This is a genomic window from Lacrimispora sp. 38-1 (assembly GCF_049890855.1).
Classification (GTDB): domain Bacteria; phylum Bacillota; class Clostridia; order Lachnospirales; family Lachnospiraceae; genus Lacrimispora.
This window is the reverse complement of sequence record NZ_JBANEW010000015.1, coordinates 1-21,400: the sequence shown is the minus strand read 5'-3', so window position 1 is coordinate 21,400 and position 21,400 is coordinate 1. Positions and strand designations below refer to the sequence as shown.

Sequence of the window (21,400 nt, the reverse complement as noted above, 5' to 3'; positions counted from 1 at the left end):
CTGTTTCACTTTCTTATCCTTTTTAATTGCAACTCTTTTTGTTGTTTTTACTTTTACGGGCGTGCAGGAAAAAACAGCCACACTAAGAGGGGCCACGGTAATCTCTATGGAATTCTCCCGTTCGTTGGCTTCTTTCTTTTTAGAGATCTTTACTCTCTTATTCTGGTATCCCTCTCCGCCAAACGAGGTATCACTGCTGTTGATCAGTTCCTTATATTTTCCCTCAAACGGGACGCCCACCGGATATTTTTCATGCAGCATGGTATCAAAATTGCAGACAAAGAGCAGCGTTTCTCCCTTCTTTTTTGTCTTTCTTAAGAAAACGATGATGCTGTCCCCGGAATTTGTACATTCCACCCATTCAAAACCCTCCGGATCATAATCTAACGCATACAGGGCCGGCTGGCTTATATAGAGATGATTCAGGGCTTTTACATAATCCTTTATCTGACTATGGATAGTCTCGTCTAATAGCTCCCAGTCTAAACTTCTGTTTTCATCCCATTCCCGGACATGGCCGAATTCCTGACCCATAAATAAAAGCTTCTTACCCGGATGGCCTGTCATAAATCCATAAGCAGCCCTTAAATTGGCCGCTTTCTTCTCCATCGTATCTCCCGGCATCTTACCAATCATAGATCCCTTTAAATGAACTACCTCATCATGGGAAAACACCAGAATAAAATCTTCACTGTAGGCATACAGCAGACTAAAGGTCAGTTCTCCATAATGATTTTTCCTGAAATAAGGATCGCACTGCATATAACCCGTAAAATCATTCATCCAGCCCATATTCCATTTAAAATCAAATCCCAGTCCGTCTTCCTTCACATCACCTGTAACTCTGGGCCAGGCAGTCGATTCCTCTGCAATCAGAACCGCACCATCTTTCCTGTTTTTAAAAATGGAATTTAAGTGCTTTAAAAATTCCACTGCTTCCAGATTCTCATTCCCCCCATATATATTAGGGATCCACTCTCCAGTATTTTTCCCGTAATCCAGATAGAGCATGGAGGCCACCGCATCCATACGAATTCCGTCTGCATGGTATTTTTCCACCCAGTACAGGGCATTGGCAATTAAAAAGTTGGTCACCTGGGGGCGTCCATAATTATAAATCAGCGTTCCCCAGTGGGGATGAGCTCCCTGCCTCGGATCCTTATGCTCATAGACACAGGTGCCGTCAAAACAGGCAAGACCAAAACTGTCCCTTGGGAAATGTGCCGGAACCCAGTCCAAAATCACACCAATACCTTCCTGGTGCAGAAGTTCCACGAAATATTTAAAATCATCAGGTGTTCCAAAACGGCTGGTAGGCGCATAATAACCGGTTACCTGATATCCCCACGAAGCATCAAGGGGATGTTCCATAACAGGAAGCAGCTCCACATGGGTGTATCCCGTTTCTTTCACATACGGAACAAGCTTCTCTCCAATTTCCCGGTAATTGAGGAATTCTGAGCCATTCACGGGAGAACCTTCCTCATCATATTCTGCCTCTTTGCGAAGCCATGATCCCAGATGGACTTCATAGATGGAAAACGGTTCCCTGGTAAGATTTACAGAAGCTCTTCTTTTCATCCACGCATCATCATTCCAGGAATAGCCTTCCATATCCCAGATAACAGAAGCATTGCCCGGTCGCAGTTCACAAAAGCCCGCATAGGGATCACTTTTTAGCTGAATAGCCCCATCCTTTGCCTTTATCTCATATTTATATATCATTCCAGTATATAAGCCGGGAATGAATAATTCAAAAATTCCGGAATCACCCAGCCTTCGCATCGGGTGCCGCCTGCCATCCCACAGGTTAAAATCACCCACGACGCTGACTCTCATGGCACAGGGTGCCCAGACAGAAAAATAAACGCCATTCGTGTCCTTTATGGTCATAGGATGCGCTCCCATTTTCTCGAAAATGCTGTAGTGAATTCCGGAACTGAACTTTTTAATGTCTGTTTCCGTATAGCAGGGGTCAAAGCAGTAAGGATCAACAAGTTCCCCGGTGGTACCATTATCATAAGTAACCTGAAAGATATAGGAGATTCTCTTCTTCTCCGGTAAAAGCACCGCAAAAAACCCGGCATCGTCTGCCCGTTCCATCGGATAGAGCCTGCCGTTATTCATTCCTTTCACCACGATATCTGCGGCCGTAGGAATAAATGTCTGAATCAAAAGCCCTGCCTCTGTCACATGAGGTCCCAATAACCGGTGGGGATCTGCTGCTTCCGAATATACGATTTCCTCGATACCTGCCCAATCCATTAACTCATATAAAGTTTTATCCATATCTGGCTCCTCCCGCTTCTTTGATTCTGTACCGTAATTTTATCAAAGCAGAAAGTATTTTTCAATAGTTCCAATGGCTTTCCTTTACTTTGTTCTGGCGTAAGCAAGCATTAAATCCACCATTCTGCCGTAGCTTTTTACTCCGTCAGACTGGCTGTTCATTTTTAAATACGTATTATTCATCTGGTTTGCAACTTCTGCCGTTTTACCCTCATATCGTCTCCAGAATTCATTATTATCTCTTAAATCCTCCCATGCTCTCTGGTCGAGAAGATGGCAGATCTCCCTGTAAGAGACAGTATCTGTCTTTGACAGCGCATTGGTCGCATAGACCCAGCCGGTTAAATACCCGCTGTAGCGGAAGGCTTCATTATCTGAACCAATGCAGGCTAAATATCCAATGAAATTCGCTTCATCTTCTCTCATAAACCCTCTTAAATGGGACAGTTCATGGCAGACTGTATGGGGAATATTATAATCGGGCATGGAACGGTTATAGGTTGCTTCCACGGTAAAAGGAGAGTACTGTCCGCAAAGCTGCTGAACAGAAAAAAACTGAGATAAGAGAAGCGGCTTGGGCTGCGGATAATATCCGGATAATTCAGGATAAGTCTCTCCCAGCTTTCCCATAGCTTTCACACTCTCTCTTTTCATAACCTCTGAATCAACATGTTCGGTTACTCCTTCTTCACACAGCCCATTGACAATCTGAGTAAGCTGAAGACAGAGATTCCTTAGTTCTTCTTCTGTAGATTTTTTCACTTCTAATCCCGATTTCTTAGAAAATGGCGTCCTGTAATAATTAATCCCGCAGTTAAAGGTGAAGAGGAAAAACAGACACGCAATCACAAACAATACCCGGACAAGAAGGCGCTTTCCTTCTCTGATGTGCCTGATTCCATATATAACGCAATACAGGATCAGCGCATAAGAAAGCAGTTCAACCACTGCAAAGGGAAATAAACCTGAAAATCTGCCGATGCTTCCTACAATTACCGGATAAACAAGTTTCGCGTACCGGTCACCGGTTCCTGGAACGGATCTGGCCAGGATCTGAAATGCAAACGACAGTATAAGCAAAACTGCAGAACTGGTAATCAATCTTTTATCTGTAATCTTCCCTCTTTTTCCCATATCCTGTGTCCCCCGGATGTGAATGATTTTATGGAGTAAACTTTACCACATGATTATGGACAAACCGTGAATGATTGTGAATATTTTCTTACCATTTTGTGAAACCCCTTGCACAATTTTCCATTCTCATTTAAACTTTGATTCAGAACCATGAAGAAAGCAAAGAAGAGAAACCATATGAAAAGAGAAGAAAACATGCCACAGGAACCATTTAACTGGAAGGAAGAAGTGATCAGCTGGATTAAAATTATTATTACAGCTGCCGTTATTGCATTTCTGCTGAACAATTTTATCATCGCAAACAGCAGAGTTCCCAGCGGTTCCATGGAAAAGACCATCATGACCGGCGACCGGGTTATCGGCTCCAGACTATCCTATTACTTTGAAGAGCCGGAACGGGGCGACATTGTCATCTTCCATTTTCCTGACGATCCCACTGGTAAGACTTACTATGTGAAGCGTGTCATCGGACTTCCGGGCGATATCATTGATATCAGAGACGGAAAGGTTTATATTAACAATTCCGATACCCCCCTTGAGGAGCCGTATCTGCCGGAACCCATGGAGCCGGAACCGGACGCCCACTATGAGGTGCCTGAAGATTCTTACTTCATGCTCGGCGATAACCGTAATTATTCGGCTGATGCAAGAAGGTGGAAAAATAAGTATGTGAAAAAGGACAAGATTATTGCCAAAGTGTTGTTCCGCTATTTCCCATCAATCAAACAGCTTCAATAAAAAACTGGCTGAAAGAATCCGGGATCAATTCCCGTTTTCTTTCAGCCAGTTTTGTTATTCCATATATCCCCCCTTCATGGGCGATACCGCATGCTGGGAAAAGATTTTAAGGACACCGGACTTCATTCTGCTTTCTTTGGGCTTCCAGACTTTTTTCCGCTCTTCTAAAATCCGGTCTGCCTCCTCCGCACTCACCGATTTCCCTTTTATTCCCGTAATGCGGAGACTTCTCCCCGGTATATCAATCTCTATAAGATCATCTTCTTCAATCAGCGCAATGGGACCTCCCTGGGCCGCCTCCGGCGAAATGTGTCCGATAGCAGGACCTTTTGTGGCGCCGGAGAATCTTCCGTCTGTAAGAAGAGCGATGGATTTTGATAAAACGGGATCGGAAGAGATTGCCTCGGTGGTATAAAACATCTCTGGCATCCCGCTTCCCTTTGGACCTTCATAACGGATTATCACTGCTTCTCCCGGGTGGATATTCCCCTGAAGTACCGCTTCCAGGGCCTCTTCTTCGCTGTCAAAAGGTTTTGCCTTCAGCACTGCCTGATGCATTTCCTTTGCTACGGCACTATGCTTGACGACCGCACCAAGAGGTGCTAAATTCCCTTTTAAAATGGCAACGGTACCGTTCTTTCCAATAGGATCTTCAAAGGATCGGATTACATCGGTCCGCTTAATTCCAATTTTTCGCAAGTAGTCGTCACACGTCTCATAAAAATCCTTCTTCTTTAAATCCTCCAGATTCTCTCCCACCGTCTTTCCGGTTACTGTCATGCACTCTAAGTGAAGCATGGATTTTATCTCTTCCATGATTCTGGGTACGCCTCCTGCATAATAGAAATACTGTGCGGGCCACTTTCCTGCGGGACGGATATCAAGAAGATAATGGGCATTCTTATGGATCCGGTCGAAGGTATCCGCATCAATGGTGAGTCCCAGTTCATGGGCGATGGCAGGGATATGTAGCAGGGAATTGGTGGAGCCGGATATGGCTGCATGAACCATAATCGCATTTTCAAAAGATTCCATGGTTATCATTTCCCTGGGAGTAAGACCGTTCTTTGCAAGCCATACTGCCTGTGCACCTGCTTCTTTTGCCACAATTTTCAATTCTTTTGAGGTAGCAGGCATAAGTGCAGTTCCAGGTAGCATCAGCCCCAGCGCTTCTGCCATGATCTGCATGGTGGAGGCAGTCCCCATAAAGGAACAGGCACCGCAGGAAGGACATGCATGATGCTTATACCAGGTAAGCTTCTCTTCAGAAATTTCCCCTCTCTTACACATGGCACTGTACATGCCGATCTGCTCCAGAGTTAAAAGATCCGGACCGGCATCCATCACACCTCCTGTTATAACGATGGAGGGAATGTTAATTCTGCCGATTCCCATTAAATGGGCAGGTACTGCCTTGTCGCAGCTGGCTATGAATACCCCCGCATCGTAAGGGGTTGCGTTATTGTGTATTTCAATCATGTTGCAGATCATATCTCTGGATACCAGGGAATAGTTACCTCCGTCATGCCCCTGACTCATGCCGTCACATGTATCTGTGGCAAAGTAACGCGCTCCCCTGCCGCCGGACTCATAGATTCCTTCTGCTGCCTGATCCACCAGCTTAAGAAGATGGGCACTTCCCGGATGGCTCTCTCCAAATGTACTTTCAATTATAATCTGGGGTTTCTCCAAATCCCCGGCAGACCAGCCCATTCCCATTTTAAGCGGGTCCATTTCAGGAGCAATCTTTCTAACCTGCTGACTTCTTAATTCCATTGCGGCCACTTCCTTTTTTCTTAGTCGTAATACGTATTATGTATTTATAATTAAAAAATATCATTTTTCTACTTTAAAGTCAATATCAGAGTTAATTTCAAACCATTATTTCAGTTTTCAGCAGGTTATGAGTTAAAATTGTATAAATACATACGACGAATAAATGCACTATATTTTTCTGCACTTTTTTGCTACTATAAAGATAAAATTATCAGTAACAGGAGAGGGGCTTTTTATATGAATATCGAAAAGATAATTCCAACTGACTTTAGAGGCTGTGTATCCATTTCTAAAAAAGAAGAGATACTTTTCCAGAGAGCATACGGATATGCAGATCTGTCCAATAAAGTTCTCAATGATTTTGAAACCAGATTTGCAACAGCTTCTGCAGGAAAGATATTCGTTGCTGTGGCAATCCTACAGCTGGTTGAGAAAGGGAAGCTTCATCTGGAAGATAAAATCGGAACACTGTTTGATTTTGACTGGAAGCAGATTGACCCGGGAATCACAGTTGAGCAGTTCCTCACCCACACTTCCGGGATCCCCGACTATTTCGATGAATCTGTAATGACGGAATATGAAGATTTGTGGTATGACTTTCCCAACTACAGAATACGTTCCAACAAAGATCTGTTTCCGTTTTTCATTAACAAAGAGATGATGTATCCAAAAGGGAGCAGATTTCAATACAATAATACTGGTTTTGTTGTATTAGCAATGATTCTGGAGCAGATTACAGGAATGGAATTTGACCAATATCTGGAAAAATCAATATTTGCGCCCTGCAATATGACACATACCGGATATTACGAACTGGACAGACTGCCGGCCAAATGCGCTTTTAATTACATATTTGACAGGGAAAGAAACAACTACCGGACGAATATATATAGTGTGGATGCCAAAGGCACCGGTGCAGGAGGTGCTTTTACTACAGTTGGTGATGTCCGCTTGTTCTGGGAGAACCTTCTGTCATACAAGCTGCTCTCTCCTGCCATGACGAAAAATATGTTATCCAATCATAGCGGTGAAAACCGGTGTTATGGCTATGGAGTCTGGTTAACAGAAGCAGGAAATGATTTTAACCCCCATTTCGAGGGCTGTGATCCGGGTGTTAGCTTTATTTCTGCCTTTGATAAAGAAAATCAGATATTGGTAACCTTAGTAAGTAACTATGGAGACAATGTCTGGAAGCCTCGGCGGGATATAGCTGCCAGCCTGCTTCTTTCAGTCAGTAAAAAAGGAGGCGATCCAATTGAATCCTGAATTCTGGGCTGCTCTGGACCAGCTTGTGAATAATTCCGAAATCGTTATTGACAGACCTAAGGGATCTGCTCATCCTAAGTATCCTGATTTTATATACAAAGTTGATTATGGATACTTAAAGAACACATCTTCCATGGATGGACAGGGAATAGACGTCTGGGCAGGAACTGACAAAAATAAAAGAATTGACGCAGTCATGTGTATTGTGGATTTAATGAAACGGGATTCGGAAATTAAGATTCTGATAGGTTGTACAGAAGAAGAAAAAGAACTGGTCTTTCAGACGCATAATGAAACAGAATACATGAAGGGAATTTTAATCCGACGGGAAATACAGGAATAATGAGGAGGATCATAATGAAGATTGAACATATTGCCATGTATGTAAATGATTTGGAAAAAGCGAAGGAATTCTTCACCATTTATTTTAATGGAAAAGCAAATGGCGGGTACCACAATCAAAAAACAGGTTTTCGCTCCTATTTTTTAACTTTTGAAGACAGCAGCCGGCTGGAAATCATGAGCAAGCCGGTTATGGAAGATCCACAAAAAACACTGACACGCACCGGTTTCATCCACATCGCCTTCAGCACAGGGAGCAAAGAGAACGTTGACAGGCTCACCAGTAAACTAATGCAGGATGGATATGAAGTGACCAGCGGTCCGCGTATGACCGGTGACGGCTATTACGAAAGCTGTATCGTAGGTCTGGAAGGGAACCAGATTGAAATAACCATCTAATTCCCCTCAAGAGATTTAATCACTCTCCGGTTCACTGTCAGATGCATATACATGGCGCATCTGGCACCCTCCGGGTCTTTTCTGACAATGCAGTCCGTTATTTCCCTGTGCGTATCAATGGTCTCCTGCCTAAGTCTGGCATTGGTTAAATCCACAAACAGGGAAATAGAAGAATGAATCACAGGAATCAGCTTTTCCATCACCAGATTGCCGCTGCATGCGGCAATCTGTCGGTGAAAAAGAATATCTGCATGGGTGTGGTCCTCCCCCCGGTTAATCAGTTCCTCCACCTGGTCTCTTAACTTTTCCAGCTCCTTTTGCTGCTCCGGTCTGGCATTGGCCGCAGCAAGCGCAGCGATCTCCGGTTCCAGCATCAGACGGATGCTTAACAGATCAAGTGCAAGATGGGTTTTGTCCTTTAAAAGGGAAAGTCCAAGCGGGTCATCTAAAAGGCCCTGGCGTTCAGAGACAAAGGTTCCTGCTCCCCTTCGTATGGTAAGAATCTCTCTGGAAACCAGAATCTTCACAGCTTCCCTGATCGTTCCCCTGCCTACTCCGATTTTTTCAGCCAGCTCGAATTCATTGGGAATCTTTGCGCCGACCTCCAGACCTTTTTCCACTATATCATTCAGGATTTGCTCTGCAACCTGTTCCGCCAGGGTCTGCTTTGTCCTGTTTTCCGGTTCGTAACTCATAGGCCCCCCTTTCACACGTCTAATTTCTCTTTTCGATGTCCATTACCATATCTACGCGGCGCTGATGTCTTCCGCCTTCATATTTGGCGTCAAGCCATTCTTCCGTGATCATCTTGGCCATCTCCACGCCAATAACTCTGGCACCAAAGCAGAGGACATTGGAATCATTGTGCATTCTGGAAAGCTTCGCTGTATATGGCTCACTGCAGACACAGGCACGGATTCCTTTAACTTTGTTACAGGCAAGAGAAATACCAACTCCTGTTCCGCAGATTGCGATTCCCAAATCTGCCTTTCCATCTGCTACCGCGCGGCTTACCTTCTCTCCATATTCCGGATAATCGCAGCTTTCCGTGGAATTGGTACCAAAATCAATCACTTCATAGCCTTTGCTTTCCACAAATTCTTTAATCGCTTCTTTCATCTCTATCGCTGTATGATCATTACCCATTGCAATCTTCATTGTTATTCTCCTCGTATCCATAAAAATATTCAGTAATATATCCGGCATTTAACATAGCATAAATACCGGATATAATCAAGTTATTCAGTTTCTTTGCCATAAAAGGAAACAATACGATCCATTCTGGCAGATAAATTGGCAAGCAGTAAATCAACGGTTGTAAGAGCTGCCATCGCCTCCACCACCACAACTGCCCGGGGCACTACGATAGGATCATGGCGGCCTTTGATTTCGATCTCCGTTTCTTCTCCCTGCCTGGTAACCGACTTCTGGGGCTGTGCGATTGAGGGAGTGGGTTTAAAAGCGGCACGGAAAACGACTCTGGACCCATCACTGATTCCTCCAAGCACGCCTCCGGCATGGTTGCTTACCTTCTTCGCCCTGCCTTCTGTATCCATACAAAAACCATCATTATTCTGAGAGCCTAAAGCGCGGGACGCCATAAAACCATCACCGATCTCAAAACCTTTCACTGCCCCAATGGACATAACTGCTTTTGCCAGAGAGGCATCATATTTGTCAAAAACAGGATCTCCGATTCCGGCAGGTACTCCGTCGATGACGCATTCCACAACGCCGCCAACAGAATCTTTTCTTCCCATCATCTCTTCCAAATACTGTTCTGCAAGGAGACATGTCTCCTTATCAGGCATATAGAGACGGTTTTGGTCCCTCTCATTTAAATCAAAACTTTCTTCTTTTACTTCAAACGGTCCCACAGATCTGGTATATGCCGTCACAGTAATCCCCAGGCTTTTTAAAAAACAGGCAGCTATGGCACCAGCCGCAACTCTGCCGATGGTTTCCCTTCCGGAGGAACGCCCGCCTCCCCGGTAATCCCTGAAACCATATTTTTCATCGAAGGTGTAATCAGCATGGCCAGGACGGTAAACTTCCATAATATTCCCGTAATCTTTAGAGCGCTGGTCTGTATTCCAGACAATCATCGAGATGGGTGTTCCGGTTGTTCTTCCCTCAAATACGCCGGATAAGATCTCCACCTGATCTCCTTCACTGCGCATCGTAGTAAATTTACTCTGCCCCGGTTTTCTGCGGTCAAGAAAACACTGAATATCCTTTTCTTCCAGCGAAAGACCGGCAGGACAGCCGTCTACTACCACACCGATTCCTTTTCCGTGGGATTCTCCCCATGTTGTGATTTTAAATATTGTGCCAAGTGTCGATCCCGCCATAGTTGTCTCTCCTTTTATTTGCTGACTTGTACAATTACGCAGCTATTGGGCTCATTAACCTTCAGTTCTTTGCCGTTCATAATTAAAAGTCCTTTTTCGTAATCCACCGTAAAGAAGGTAATGCTTCCGGTCTCGTGGTTAATGGAAGCGATATGCCTGTCATCCGGGAATACGCAGATATCTTTTGGATAGCTTCCGCTGATCGGCAGGCAGCATAAATAGGTCAACAGACCTGTCCGGGTATCACGGTCATATACCGTAACCGTATTATCTCCTGCATTTCCGCAAAACATGTGCTTTTCATCATTAGAGAAACGAAGGGCACTTGCTGCAGTCAGTTGTGTCAGAGGCTTGGGACCAGTCGTCTTTATGGTCTGGATCTTTTCAATCTTTGGCTGATGGTCCCCCGTTTCATAGGTAAATACATCAATGACATTCTTAAGCTCATGTACCAGATAAAAGAACTTTCCATCTTCGCTGAACCGGAAACATCTTGGGGCAGACTCTAAATCGCTTCTTATGGCATCTACCAGAAGCATCTCTTCGTCCTTTTCATCAAAATGGTAGATCTTCACCTGATCAATTCCCAGATCAGCGACCATAATAAACTTTCCATCCGGAGTCCGTCTGGAACAGCTTACATGGGGCCGGAAATTTCTTTCTGCCACACTGCCCAGTCCCTTGTGGAACACTCCGGTCACAATCTCTCCTACGGAACCATCGTCATTTAAACGGAGCACCGTGCATTTTCCGTCATGATAACCGGATACAAAAATATATCTGTCATCTTTATCCGTAGATAAATGACAGCCTCTCATCCCTTTAATATTCGCAGAATTTAATCTTGTTATGGAACCATTCTGATGGATACGGAAGGATACCACGCCTTCATCTGCTATGGAATAAAGTGTCCTGCCATTGTTGGAAGCAATAACATAAGAAGAATTGTCTACTTCCACTTCACATCTTGGGATAAAACGGCCCTTTTCCACATCGACATCATACACAGTGATACCCTTGGCCTGTCCATTGTAGGAATAGGAACCTACATACGCCATATATTTACCTGTCATAACACTTTTCCTCCTCGAATCTTCCTTGTATAAACTAGAAATATCATATCATAAGTTTCCCTGTTTGTTAAGGAAAAACTTCCTTAAAAACTATTGACATACATGGAAAAACAAGTATAATGTATCTTGCTGCGTGTTTATTATTACTAAACTTTATAGTTATATTTATCGTCAGTTAGTATTAGTAAACTTTCAGCTTAACATAATAAGAAGGAGGAGCACATGGATATCGGTACAAAATTAAAGGAACTGCGCGTTTTAAAAGGGCTGACTCAGGAAGAACTGGCTGACCGCGCGGAGCTCTCAAAGGGATTTATATCTCAGCTGGAAAGGGACTTAACCTCCCCCTCCATTGCGACTCTTATGGATATTTTACAGTGTCTTGGAACCTCCATCGGAGAGTTTTTTAACGAAAGCCGGGAAGAGCAGATCGTGTTCGGCAAAACCGATTATTTTGAAAAACACGACGCAGATCTAAAGAATGAAATCAAATGGATCATTCCAAACGCACAGAAAAATATGATGGAGCCCATTTTGCTGACCCTGGAATCAGGGGGACAGACTTATCCGGACAATCCTCATGAAGGAGAAGAATTCGGATATGTGCTGCAGGGAAGCATCTCCATTCATATAGGAAACAAAACATATAAAGCGAAAAAAGGGGAATCCTTTTACTTTATACCAGATAAAAAACATTACTTAAGCAGCAAGGCAGGTGCTTCCTTAATCTGGGTAAGTTCACCTCCAAGCTTTTAACAGGAGGATAAAGCTCATGGGTCAGCCACTCATTGATTTAAGAAATATATCAAAAAGCTTTGACGGGACTATGGTTCTTGATGATTTAAATCTCTCCGTAAAGGAGAACACCTTTGTTACATTACTTGGCCCAAGCGGCTGCGGAAAGACCACTACCCTGCGGATCATCGGAGGTTTTGAGAGTCCCAGCAAAGGCGAAGTCATCTTTGACGGGCAGAATATCACCAATCTGCCTCCTAATAAAAGGCAGCTGAACACGGTATTTCAGAAGTATGCCCTTTTCAATCATATGTCCATTGCGGAAAATATTGCATTCGGTTTGAAAATTAAGAATAAATCCAGATCCTATATTCAGGATAAGATCAAATACGCCTTAAAGCTGGTAAACTTAGATGGTTTTGAAAACCGCAGCGTCAGTTCCTTAAGCGGCGGGCAGCAGCAAAGAATCGCTATTGCAAGAGCCATCGTTAACGAACCCCGGGTTCTTCTGCTGGATGAACCTTTGGGCGCACTGGATTTAAAACTGCGTCAGGATATGCAGTATGAGTTGATCCGTTTAAAAAATGAGCTTGGCATTACTTTTATTTATGTAACCCATGACCAGGAAGAGGCACTGACGATGTCAGACACCATCGTTGTCATGAATCAGGGCTACATTCAGCAGATGGGAACTCCGGAAAATATCTACAATGAACCGGAGAATGCATTTGTGGCTGACTTCATTGGAGAAAGCAACATCGTGCCTGGAATTATGCTAAGAGATGAGCTGGTGGAAATATTCGGCGCTAAATTTACCTGTGTGGATAAGGGATTCGGATTCAACACCCCTGTCGATGTGGTAATCAGACCGGAAGACATCGACCTGGTTGCTCCGGAGAACGGCAGCCTTCAGGGAGTGGTAACGCATTTAATTTTTAAAGGTGTTCACTATGAAATGGAAGTGACTTCACCGGATGGCTTTGAATGGCTGGTACACAGTACGGACTTATTCCCGGTTGGGCAAAAGGTGGGCATTCATGTCGATCCTTTTGATATCCAGATCATGAATAAGCCGGCTTCAGAGGATGAGGAGGCCGTGGGAGTCAATGAATAAGAAATTGTTGTCCGGACCGTATCTTTTGTGGATGATCGGCTTTATCCTGATTCCTCTTGCACTGATTGTATTTTACGGACTGACTGACAAGAGCGGAGCTTTCACGCTTTCCAATGTTCTTTCTATCACCACGGAAGAACACGCAAAAGCACTGTGGCTTTCCCTGGGACTATCCCTTTTAAGCACGGTCTTATGCCTGCTTTTGGCCTATCCCCTGGCAATTGTCCTCCGTTCAAGAGGCATGGGACAGGGAAGCTTTATCGTATTTATCTTTATCCTTCCCATGTGGATGAATTTTCTTCTCCGCACGCTTGCATGGCAGACGCTTCTGGAAAAGAATGGTGTGATTAACGGAATCTTATCCACACTTCATCTGCCAAACCAGGGACTTATCAACACTCCGGGAGCTATTATTCTTGGTATGGTTTATAACTTCCTTCCATTTATGGTTCTTCCTATTTACAACGTGCTGATGAAAATTGATGACAATGTGATCAATGCTGCCAGGGATTTAGGCGCTAATTCTGCTCAGGTGCTCATTCGGATTCTTCTTCCTTTAAGCATACCTGGTATCGTAAGCGGCATCACCATGGTTTTTGTTCCTGCCCTTACAACCTTCGTAATCTCTAATATATTAGGGGGAAGCAAGATACTTTTAATCGGCAATGTAATCGAGCAGGAATTTACGAAAGGGAGCAACTGGAACTTAGGCTCCGGCCTTTCTCTGGTCCTTATGGTATTTATTTTAATCAGCATGGCGTTCATTGCCAAGTATGATAAAAATGGGGAGGGAACGGTACTGTGATGAATCGAAAAACAGCTTTTCTCAAACGTTTTATCCAGGATTTTTACCTGGTACTTATGGTAGTGTTTTTGTATGCACCGATTGCTACCATGACAGTGCTGTCCTTTAATAATTCAAAATCACGCACCCAGTGGGGCGGTTTTACTACCAGATGGTATACAGAGCTGTTCTCAAGCAGCACAATTATGGATGCACTTTATACAACACTGCTGATTGCATTTGTCTCGTCTCTGATTGCAGTAATTATCGGCACAGCAGCAGCCATTGCAATTAACAGCATGAAGCAGTTTCCCCGCTCTCTTGTCATGGGCATCACCAACATTCCCATGCTGAATGCGGATATTGTGACCGGAATTTCCTTAATGCTGGCATTCATCGCTTTCGGAATTTCCCTGGGATTTAATACCATACTGATCGCACATATTACCTTTAACATTCCGTATGTCATATTAAGTGTCATGCCGAAGTTAAAGCAGACAGATAAAAGTACCTACGAGGCAGCCATGGACCTGGGAGCCACCCCGGTTTTGGCCTTTTTCAAAGTAGTATTCCCGGACATTCTTCCAGGTGTACTTTCCGGATTCCTGCTGGCATTTACCATGTCTCTTGATGATTTTATTATCACTCACTTTACAAAGGGCGCCGGCATTAATACATTATCGACTTTAATTTACAGTGAAGTGCGCAGAGGAATCAAACCTTCCATGTATGCACTTTCCACGATTATCTTTTTAACGGTGCTGGTTCTTCTTTTAATCACCAACTTTGCACCAAAGCGAAAAAAATAACAGGAGATCACGTATATGAAAAAAAGAGTACAAACGGTTATGACGATCGGCACCCTTGCCCTGCTTTCCATTTCCCTGTTAAGCGGCTGCGGAAAATCCCAGGCTAAGGCAGGAAGCAACGGAGAGGTTTACGTTTACAACTGGGGAGAATACATTGACGAATCAGTCATTCAGGAATTCGAAAAAGAAACGGGCATTAAGGTTGTGTACGACTTATTTGAGACCAATGAAGAGATGTATCCTGTCATAGAAGCAGGCGGTGTCAAATATGATGCAGTCTGCCCATCTGACTATATGATTCAGAAGATGGCACAGAACAACCTTCTTTCAGAAATTAATTTTGACAACATTCCAAACCTGAAGGAAATCGATCCCAAGTACTTAGAGATGTCAAAGAGCTTCGACCCGGAAAACAAATATTCCGTCCCCTACTGCTGGGGAACTGTAGGAATTCTTTACAATACCAGCATGGTGGCGAAAGAAGACGCTCCTACCAAATGGTCCGATCTGTGGGATGAAAAATTCAAAGACAACATCCTGATGCAGGACAGTGTCCGGGATGCATTTATGGTGGCGTTAAAATCACTGGGATATTCCATGAATACCACCAATGAAAAAGAAATCAATGAAGCGAAAGAGCTTTTAATTAAGCAGAAACCGCTGGTACAGGCTTATGTGATCGATCAGGTCCGTGACAAGATGATCGGGGGCGAAGCAGCTGTGGGCGTTATCTACTCCGGTGAGATGCTTTATATCCAGAACGAAGTAAAGGAGCTTGGTCTTGATTATTCTCTGGAATACGTAATCCCGGAAGAGGGAACCAATCTATGGCTTGATTCCTGGGTAATTCCAGCCAATGCTCCCAATAAGGAAAATGCTGAAAAGTGGATCAACTTCTTATGCCGTCCGGATATTGCAAAGAAGAACTTTGAATACATCACTTACCCCACACCAAATAAAGGGGCTTTTGACCTTCTTGATCCGGAACTGAAAAATAACAAGGCTTTATTCCCAGATGACAGCGTGTTAAAGAACAGCGAAGTATATCAGTACCTGGGAGATCAGCCAGACAGCCTTTATAACGAAGCCTGGAAGGAAGTTAAATCCAATTAATAATGCCAGACGGAGGGGAAACACATGGTAGAAAATCTGGAACTTTTGTTGAGGCAGGTAGTCGATGTGGCAATTCTTCTCTTTGAATTCATGGGAGTAATTGTTATCATTGTATCGGGCGTAAAAGGTATTATCAACTATGTGAAACATAATCCTGCCATACGTTTGCATCTTGCCCAGGGCATGGCACTGGGTCTGGAATTTAAGCTTGGAAGTGAGATTCTAAGAACTGTAGTTGTACGGGAGCTTTCTGAGGTGGTTCTGGTTGCTGCCATCATTGTTCTTCGTGCTGCGCTCACCTTTCTGATTCATTGGGAAATTAAGGTAGAGAAGGATCAGCCCTGAATTTATTATTATGGGGCTGCTGCAAAACGTAAAATTTCAACAAGCTATGCATTCCATCTGCCTGGAAGGAATGCATAGCTTGTATACTCTTTAATTAAATTTGTATTTTGATATTATTTCTAATCGCTCTTTTGTTTCTCTAATCACTCCATCGATGATTTCTTTAACCGGCTTTATCGATGTAATAAGCGGCACTATCTGACCCACCATAACGGCGCCCATTTCCATATCTCCATCCATCATAGCTTTTTTCAATGAGCTTTCTGCTACTGGTCTTAACTTTTCTGCTGCTACCGCTTTTGTATTCAGAGCTTCAATCTCAGTCATCTCATCTGCTAATTTATTTTTAATCTGACGGCAAGGTTCATCTGTTGAATACCCCGTTATGATAGTTGACATATCTCCAGCCTTAATCACACTTTCCTTTACGTTCAGGTGAATAGATGCCTCACTTGCTGCCATAAATACAGTCCCCATCTCTACACCCTCCGCACCCAAAGCAATTGCTGCTGCCATACCGCGTCCATCCGCGATTCCACCGGCTGCTACAACAGGAACATGCAATTGATCCACAGCCTGCGGTACCAAAACAGTAGTAGCCTCAAAAGTAACATGTCCGCCGCCTTCCCAGCCTTTTACAATGATAATATCCGCACCGCCTTGTTCCGCATTGATAGCATCCTCTATGCAGGAAGCCTTCACTATTACCTTACAGTCAAATGAGTGCCATAACGAAAAATACTTGCTGCACAAATCACTTTTTAATCCTTGTAAACTATCAGCATAAATAACTGGTGGTAGCATTTCCCTGATAACCTCTGTTATAGCCTCCAGATTCTCTGGTATCATTATTGTATTTATGGCAAATGGTTTATCTGTCAATTGTCTTGTCTGCATAATCTGCTGTTTAACAAAATCTAATGGTGCAAAGCCAACACCGAGTACGCCAAGTCCCCCGGCATTGGATACAGCAGCTGCCAAAGGTGCGGTAGAAATCCAGGCCATTGGTCCTTGAATAATAGGTTTTTCAATATCTAACACATCACATATTCTGTTGTTCATTATCTGTCTCCTATCATAATATAAATTTTTATGATATGATGTTAAAATAAAAACAGAAATATATCAAGACACTCTCCAATCTATGTGTCGACCAATATAAAGGAAGTAAATTATGAATAAACATTTAACTTCGGAAAATGGTGTCAATAAGCTTCATACAGCCTTTATCTTTCTTCTCGGGCAGCAGGATTATAATTCCATAACCATAAAACAAATAACGAAGGCTGCAGGTATGAACCGTACTACTTACTACCTTTTTTATAATAATAAGTTAGAATTAGCCAGAGATATCTGCAACACTTTCTTAGATGATTACATAGAAATTTTTATGAAATCATTTGGGGGTTACGACATCAACACTAAAGTTTTAATAAAAGACGCTTTCTATAATTTAAGAAAAAACAAAAAAATGCTGTTAGGTTTGTGGAGCATTCAGGAAAGTTCATTTTCACCTTATGTACAGATGCAGGAATCAATTAAAAATAGTATCTATGATTACCTTGTTAACCATCACATAAAAATGTTATATGAAGGTTCTGAACTTTTTTTTGCAGAACTCTATGCAGCCAATGTAATGGCAACTGTTAAGTGGTGGATAACAAATGAAGATTATTCTTTTGAATCTATCTATCAGACAATCTATGTATGTACAGAAAAAGGAGTTCTGCAGTTATTAAAAAAATAAACTGACTATGATTAAAATGAGATGAGTAAAGCTATGAAAAATGACCACTCCATAAAAAAACGGCTCCTCTGCAAACAAATCAGAGGTTCCGCTTTTATTAATAATTTGTTATAAGCACTTCAACCGTAACTGCATCCCGTTCTTTAAACTGATAATTACAGTTAGAATAAGTTTTATCTATATAATGGATCCGGTACTTCCGGCTCCATTCAATCAAAAGTTCATTGGAAAGTCCCTTATGATAAAATACATTGGACAGAGCAAACCGGATTCCATTCTGATTCAGTCTGTCAAGCAAGTCCAGCAGCGCCCGTTCTTCCTTTTCCTTCCAGTCCTTGAACCCCCGGTTACCATCATTATAATTCCCAGTGGAAATCAGATATGGCGGATCGCAGTACACCAGATCTTCCGGTCCTAGTTTCGAATATTCCAGCTCTGTAAAATCCCTGTTGGTAAACTGAATATTCTTTTTCTGAAGCGCCAGACAAAACCGGATCAGATTCTTTTCAATATTGCTGTTAAAAGAACTACGATTTCTCCCAAAAGGAGAGTTGAATTCATGGCTGTTATTAAACCTGATCTGGTGATTGAACGCATAACAGGTCAGAACAAAAAGCTTTGTTAAATCACCGGTTCGATTGTAATCAGACCGAAGTGCATAGTACCCGTCTTTATTCTGCTGGGTCAGCTTATAGGTACTGATAATGTTTCTAATCCGTTCCAGCAGCTCATCGATATCCGTAGACTGAAAGATCTGAAACATCTCAATCAAATAATTAATCTGATCATTGCAGATAATCGTCTCAGCCTCTACATTAATCCCTACATTAAACCCTCCTGCAAACACGTCCACAAATGTGCGGATATCAGCCGGAAATGCCTGAATAACAGGTTCCAGAATCTTAAACTTTCCTCCTGTATAGTTAAGAGGACTTTTTATGTACATGGCGGCACCTGCTTTTCTATGTAAACCAAAAGCTCCTTTAAACGTTCCGTTTCTTTCACTTTCCGGCTCTTGTATCTGCGGTAAGGGATCTCATAAACCTGATAAGTCTCCGGCTTTCCATATTTTTTCATGGCCGCTTCTATCTCTTCCATTGACATCAGTCCATCTGTACTGTAACTCAGTATGATGTGGCGGTACCTGGCGTTAGAAAGCAATTCCTCAAAGGCAGGAACTGCCTTGTTTTTCATACAGAACTCTGATTTCTGCCCTTCTGCTTCCGGTCTTTGTCCGGTGACTCCCCGCACATCTGGATAATCATATCTGGCAGCTGTCTCCAGAACATGATAATTAGAAAAATACTGTCTGGAATTATAAGGGGGATCGATATAGAGTATATCACCTTCCAGCCGTTTTAATAAATCCGAACCATTTTCATTATAGCAGCGGTTTTCCTTCCCATTGTGAGTGACAGGAAGCCGATAAAGCTCATAATGCTTATAGCTTCTTCTCTCCCAGGACTTATGAAAAGCGCCATAGGTTCCTGATGTATTGGAAACAAAAGGGATTCCCTCTACAATACATGCAACCAGATAAAAATACTCATCTTCGCTTAACAATCCGGAGGTCCTCCAGTCCTCTGCGGTACAGCGTGCAAAGTCGATGCGAAGTGCATTGTCATCATTTAAATACATACGGCCGCCCACAGGTGCATATGTATTCTGAAAAAAGCGCCGTTCCACAGGCAGCTCTTCCAATTCCTTCTTTTGTAACCCGTTAAAATAGTCCAGTGGATCTGCAATCCCTGTCTCTGCCTGCAAACGGGTAAACTCCGGCATCTGATCGTTCTCAACGGTTGCCCGCTGAAGCACATAAGAAAAGTACAGCAGGTCATTGGAACAGACCTGGTACCACTGTTTAAAATATCTGGCAACCGCAGCGGTTCCAGAAAATATATCACAAAAGCTTTCCGCTTCCGGTGCTTTCTCGTCAATTACACTCTTAATCTGATCCAGCAGCAGTGTCTTGCTTCCAATAAATCTCATTCTTTTCTTGCTCCCATTTCATTTTACCTGCCTATCATTATAATGTAAAATCATAAAAAACACAAGAAAAGATACACCTGCCGGTTACTGCTTTCTTAAGACTTCTTTTTTTCTGCTTTCTTAGTCTTTTTAACCTGTACATTTTTTCATCCGCTATCTTTAAGGCAGTCTCAGGCAGCAGATTCATTTCTTTTTTAATACAGATGATTCCATAGCTGACAGACATAGGGTAGCCTGCCAAAATGCCGGAAAGATTCCGGTTTATTCCAGCCAGCCTTTCCTCAGCCTCACCTTCCGTTAGTCCCCGGTAAAGGACTACAAATTCATCTCCGCCGAATCGGCAGACAAAATCACCCTTTCCGGCAGACTCTTTTAATTCCTGAGATACACATTTTAAATATTGATCTCCGTTTAAATGACCAAACTGATCATTGATTGTTTTTAATCCATCTAAATCCACCATACACAAGGCAAATGATGATTCCGCCTTAATATACTCATCAATGGTACTGATACAGCATCTCCGGTTATTAAGCCCCGTCAGTTCATCTTTATATGCCATCACTTCCAGATAGGCTTCTGTTTCTTTCTGATAAGTCACATCTGTGATCAGATGAATGACCGCTTTCGTATTTTCCCACTTCAGAGGATGGGATTCTACCTGAAAGAATTTCTCTCTGCTGCATTTAAACTCGTATTTATGTTTATCTGTTATTTCTTCAGATGACTGAAGCCGTTCCATCAGCCCGCACGTCTCTCCGCAGAAAAAATGCCCGTTTTCCTGATTATAGAGACGCTTTCTAACCAGATTATTGGTATAAAGGATTTTACCTGTCTTCTCCTCCGTTACAACAACCCAGTCCTTTAAGCTGTTAATTATGGACAAAAGCAGGGAACTGAATCCCCTGCTTCTAACCGCCTGCTCTATCAGCTTGTGCTCTCTTACTTTCATTTCATTCATGCATCTGGAAAGACAGGAAATTGTCTCCTGCAGCTCCTTATATACTGGCGCTTCTCCTTCCAGGTCTCCCACCGGCGGTTTATTTAAAATAATACTCCGAATCTGCTCCAGAAGAACATAAGCATCTTTTTCCGTCATTTACTACACCTTCTATCATGAGTTGACTCTTGTTTTAAGCTTAAAGTGGCTGATCAGCCCCATTATTGCCTCTGCCTGGCTGTTTAACTCTTCACTTGCAGCTGCACTCTCCTCTGAAGTTGCGGAGATTCTCCCATTTACTTCATTGACAGACTTAAAACTGGCAGTTACAGGTACCGGTTTTAGACCGGCCCCCTTCCATTATTACTTAATATAGTTATAATTGTCTTATTTTCGATTAAAATAACCGATTTTTCATAAATTTTCTTATTTTTAGTGTCAAAAAGGTGTACCTTT

The 21,400-nt window shown here is 42.9% G+C and carries 21 protein-coding genes and 1 pseudogene; 11 read left to right on the top strand and 11 right to left on the bottom strand.

Features of this window, described 5'->3' with window-relative positions; genetic code table 11:
• Positions 1-9 precede the first annotated feature (9 nt).
• Together glgB and V7D18_RS04065 are read right to left on the bottom strand one after the other, a co-directional pair.
• A pseudogene (gene glgB / locus V7D18_RS04070) lies at positions 10-2,289 on the bottom strand (1,4-alpha-glucan branching protein GlgB); the annotation flags it as partial.
• Positions 2,290-2,373: 84 nt separating this feature from the next.
• Positions 2,374-3,423 carry a DUF3810 domain-containing protein gene (locus V7D18_RS04065; protein WP_426151706.1) on the bottom strand — a complete coding sequence of 350 codons (1,050 nt, stop codon included), beginning with the start codon at positions 3,421-3,423 and terminating at the stop codon, positions 2,374-2,376.
• Between the two features lie 177 nt (positions 3,424-3,600).
• On the opposite strand from V7D18_RS04065, the gene lepB reads away from it, so the two are divergent.
• A complete protein-coding gene (lepB, locus tag V7D18_RS04060; protein WP_426151704.1) occupies positions 3,601-4,161 on the top strand; it encodes a signal peptidase I in 561 nt (186 codons plus the stop codon).
• Between the two features lie 54 nt (positions 4,162-4,215).
• Here lepB and ilvD read toward each other — a convergent pair whose 3' ends face one another.
• Positions 4,216-5,937, bottom strand: coding sequence for a dihydroxy-acid dehydratase (ilvD, locus tag V7D18_RS04055; RefSeq protein WP_426151702.1), 1,722 nt, complete (start codon positions 5,935-5,937; stop codon positions 4,216-4,218).
• A gap of 237 nt (positions 5,938-6,174) precedes the next feature.
• Here ilvD and V7D18_RS04050 point away from each other — a divergent pair, with 237 nt between their 5' ends.
• The 3 genes from V7D18_RS04050 to V7D18_RS04040 are packed head-to-tail and all read left to right on the top strand — an operon-like array spanning position 6,175 to position 7,944.
• On the top strand, positions 6,175-7,203 hold the full coding sequence (locus tag V7D18_RS04050; protein ID WP_426151700.1) for a serine hydrolase domain-containing protein: 1,029 nt from the start codon (positions 6,175-6,177) through the stop codon (positions 7,201-7,203).
• The gene (locus V7D18_RS04045) at positions 7,193-7,546 is read left to right on the top strand and encodes an inorganic pyrophosphatase (protein WP_426151698.1); all 354 of its coding nucleotides are present in this window, start codon (positions 7,193-7,195) and stop codon (positions 7,544-7,546) included. The genes V7D18_RS04050 and V7D18_RS04045 overlap by 11 nt, the downstream gene beginning before the upstream one ends.
• A gap of 14 nt (positions 7,547-7,560) precedes the next feature.
• Entirely contained in the window at positions 7,561-7,944 is a 384-nt protein-coding gene (locus V7D18_RS04040) for a VOC family protein (RefSeq protein WP_426151696.1), read from the top strand.
• On the opposite strand, the gene V7D18_RS04035 is transcribed toward V7D18_RS04040, so the two are convergent.
• The 4 genes from V7D18_RS04035 to V7D18_RS04020 form a co-directional block, all read right to left on the bottom strand.
• Entirely contained in the window at positions 7,941-8,639 is a 699-nt protein-coding gene (locus V7D18_RS04035) for a FadR/GntR family transcriptional regulator (RefSeq protein ID WP_426151694.1), read from the bottom strand. The two genes, V7D18_RS04040 and V7D18_RS04035, sit on opposite strands and share 4 nt — an antisense overlap.
• A gap of 19 nt (positions 8,640-8,658) precedes the next feature.
• A complete protein-coding gene (gene rpiB, locus V7D18_RS04030; protein WP_426151692.1) occupies positions 8,659-9,102 on the bottom strand; it encodes a ribose 5-phosphate isomerase B in 444 nt (147 codons plus the stop codon).
• Positions 9,103-9,182: 80 nt separating this feature from the next.
• Entirely contained in the window at positions 9,183-10,295 is a 1,113-nt protein-coding gene (gene aroC / locus V7D18_RS04025; protein ID WP_426151690.1) for a chorismate synthase, read from the bottom strand.
• A 14-nt stretch (positions 10,296-10,309) separates the two neighbouring features.
• A complete protein-coding gene (locus V7D18_RS04020; protein WP_426151688.1) occupies positions 10,310-11,368 on the bottom strand; it encodes a lactonase family protein in 1,059 nt (352 codons plus the stop codon).
• Positions 11,369-11,590: 222 nt separating this feature from the next.
• Here V7D18_RS04020 and V7D18_RS04015 point away from each other — a divergent pair, with 222 nt between their 5' ends.
• The 6 genes from V7D18_RS04015 to V7D18_RS03990 are packed head-to-tail and all read left to right on the top strand — an operon-like array spanning position 11,591 to position 16,268.
• Complete coding sequence (locus V7D18_RS04015) at positions 11,591-12,124, top strand: helix-turn-helix domain-containing protein (RefSeq protein ID WP_277409320.1); 534 nt, start codon at positions 11,591-11,593, stop codon at positions 12,122-12,124.
• A 16-nt stretch (positions 12,125-12,140) separates the two neighbouring features.
• Complete coding sequence (locus tag V7D18_RS04010; protein WP_426151686.1) at positions 12,141-13,217, top strand: ABC transporter ATP-binding protein; 1,077 nt, start codon at positions 12,141-12,143, stop codon at positions 13,215-13,217.
• Entirely contained in the window at positions 13,210-14,022 is an 813-nt protein-coding gene (locus V7D18_RS04005) for an ABC transporter permease (RefSeq protein ID WP_426151684.1), read from the top strand. The genes V7D18_RS04010 and V7D18_RS04005 overlap by 8 nt, the downstream gene beginning before the upstream one ends.
• Positions 14,022-14,810 (top strand): ABC transporter permease, encoded by a 789-nt coding sequence (locus tag V7D18_RS04000; protein ID WP_426151682.1) that lies wholly within the window; start codon positions 14,022-14,024, stop codon positions 14,808-14,810. The genes V7D18_RS04005 and V7D18_RS04000 overlap by 1 nt, the downstream gene beginning before the upstream one ends.
• Positions 14,811-14,825: 15 nt before the next feature.
• The gene (locus V7D18_RS03995; RefSeq protein WP_426151680.1) at positions 14,826-15,923 is read left to right on the top strand and encodes an ABC transporter substrate-binding protein; all 1,098 of its coding nucleotides are present in this window, start codon (positions 14,826-14,828) and stop codon (positions 15,921-15,923) included.
• 24 nt (positions 15,924-15,947) lie between these two features.
• The gene (locus tag V7D18_RS03990) at positions 15,948-16,268 is read left to right on the top strand and encodes a DUF1622 domain-containing protein (protein WP_426151678.1); all 321 of its coding nucleotides are present in this window, start codon (positions 15,948-15,950) and stop codon (positions 16,266-16,268) included.
• A 90-nt stretch (positions 16,269-16,358) separates the two neighbouring features.
• Here the strand turns inward: V7D18_RS03990 and V7D18_RS03985 are convergent, their stop codons facing one another.
• A complete protein-coding gene (locus V7D18_RS03985) occupies positions 16,359-17,330 on the bottom strand; it encodes a nitronate monooxygenase (RefSeq protein WP_426151676.1) in 972 nt (323 codons plus the stop codon).
• A 112-nt stretch (positions 17,331-17,442) separates the two neighbouring features.
• Here V7D18_RS03985 and V7D18_RS03980 point away from each other — a divergent pair, with 112 nt between their 5' ends.
• On the top strand, positions 17,443-18,015 hold the full coding sequence (locus V7D18_RS03980) for a hypothetical protein (RefSeq protein WP_426151674.1): 573 nt from the start codon (positions 17,443-17,445) through the stop codon (positions 18,013-18,015).
• Between the two features lie 97 nt (positions 18,016-18,112).
• On the opposite strand, the gene V7D18_RS03975 is transcribed toward V7D18_RS03980, so the two are convergent.
• The 3 genes from V7D18_RS03975 to V7D18_RS03965 are packed head-to-tail and all read right to left on the bottom strand — an operon-like array spanning position 18,113 to position 21,103.
• Positions 18,113-18,961, bottom strand: coding sequence for a DNA adenine methylase (locus V7D18_RS03975; protein WP_426151672.1), 849 nt, complete (start codon positions 18,959-18,961; stop codon positions 18,113-18,115).
• Positions 18,952-20,004, bottom strand: a complete 1,053-nt coding sequence (locus tag V7D18_RS03970; RefSeq protein WP_426151670.1) for a DNA adenine methylase — start codon at positions 20,002-20,004, stop codon at positions 18,952-18,954. Before V7D18_RS03970 ends, V7D18_RS03975 begins: the two co-directional genes overlap by 10 nt.
• 37 nt (positions 20,005-20,041) lie before the next feature.
• The gene (locus V7D18_RS03965) at positions 20,042-21,103 is read right to left on the bottom strand and encodes a GGDEF domain-containing protein (protein ID WP_426151668.1); all 1,062 of its coding nucleotides are present in this window, start codon (positions 21,101-21,103) and stop codon (positions 20,042-20,044) included.
• Positions 21,104-21,400 lie beyond the last annotated feature (297 nt).

Excerpts from the sequence above, each read along its gene's own strand:
- lepB (WP_426151704.1), top strand. The coding sequence starts at position 3,601 with ATGAAAAGAGAAGAAAACATGCCACAGGAACCATTTAACTGGAAGGAA.
- V7D18_RS03995 (WP_426151680.1), top strand. The coding sequence starts at position 14,826 with ATGAAAAAAAGAGTACAAACGGTTATGACGATCGGCACCCTTGCCCTG.
- V7D18_RS03970 (WP_426151670.1), bottom strand. The coding sequence starts at position 20,004 with ATGAGATTTATTGGAAGCAAGACACTGCTGCTGGATCAGATTAAGAGT.
- V7D18_RS03980 (WP_426151674.1), top strand. The coding sequence starts at position 17,443 with ATGAATAAACATTTAACTTCGGAAAATGGTGTCAATAAGCTTCATACA.
- V7D18_RS03975 (WP_426151672.1), bottom strand. The coding sequence starts at position 18,961 with ATGTACATAAAAAGTCCTCTTAACTATACAGGAGGAAAGTTTAAGATT.
- V7D18_RS03985 (WP_426151676.1), bottom strand. The coding sequence starts at position 17,330 with ATGAACAACAGAATATGTGATGTGTTAGATATTGAAAAACCTATTATT.
- V7D18_RS04040 (WP_426151696.1), top strand. The coding sequence starts at position 7,561 with ATGAAGATTGAACATATTGCCATGTATGTAAATGATTTGGAAAAAGCG.
- rpiB (WP_426151692.1), bottom strand. The coding sequence starts at position 9,102 with ATGAAGATTGCAATGGGTAATGATCATACAGCGATAGAGATGAAAGAA.
- V7D18_RS04000 (WP_426151682.1), top strand. The coding sequence starts at position 14,022 with ATGAATCGAAAAACAGCTTTTCTCAAACGTTTTATCCAGGATTTTTAC.
- V7D18_RS04035 (WP_426151694.1), bottom strand. The coding sequence starts at position 8,639 with ATGAGTTACGAACCGGAAAACAGGACAAAGCAGACCCTGGCGGAACAG.
- V7D18_RS04010 (WP_426151686.1), top strand. The coding sequence starts at position 12,141 with ATGGGTCAGCCACTCATTGATTTAAGAAATATATCAAAAAGCTTTGAC.
- V7D18_RS04065 (WP_426151706.1), bottom strand. The coding sequence starts at position 3,423 with ATGGGAAAAAGAGGGAAGATTACAGATAAAAGATTGATTACCAGTTCT.
- V7D18_RS04050 (WP_426151700.1), top strand. The coding sequence starts at position 6,175 with ATGAATATCGAAAAGATAATTCCAACTGACTTTAGAGGCTGTGTATCC.
- V7D18_RS04020 (WP_426151688.1), bottom strand. The coding sequence starts at position 11,368 with ATGACAGGTAAATATATGGCGTATGTAGGTTCCTATTCCTACAATGGA.
- V7D18_RS03965 (WP_426151668.1), bottom strand. The coding sequence starts at position 21,103 with ATGACGGAAAAAGATGCTTATGTTCTTCTGGAGCAGATTCGGAGTATT.
- aroC (WP_426151690.1), bottom strand. The coding sequence starts at position 10,295 with ATGGCGGGATCGACACTTGGCACAATATTTAAAATCACAACATGGGGA.
- ilvD (WP_426151702.1), bottom strand. The coding sequence starts at position 5,937 with ATGGAATTAAGAAGTCAGCAGGTTAGAAAGATTGCTCCTGAAATGGAC.
- V7D18_RS04005 (WP_426151684.1), top strand. The coding sequence starts at position 13,210 with ATGAATAAGAAATTGTTGTCCGGACCGTATCTTTTGTGGATGATCGGC.
- V7D18_RS03990 (WP_426151678.1), top strand. The coding sequence starts at position 15,948 with ATGGTAGAAAATCTGGAACTTTTGTTGAGGCAGGTAGTCGATGTGGCA.
- V7D18_RS04015 (WP_277409320.1), top strand. The coding sequence starts at position 11,591 with ATGGATATCGGTACAAAATTAAAGGAACTGCGCGTTTTAAAAGGGCTG.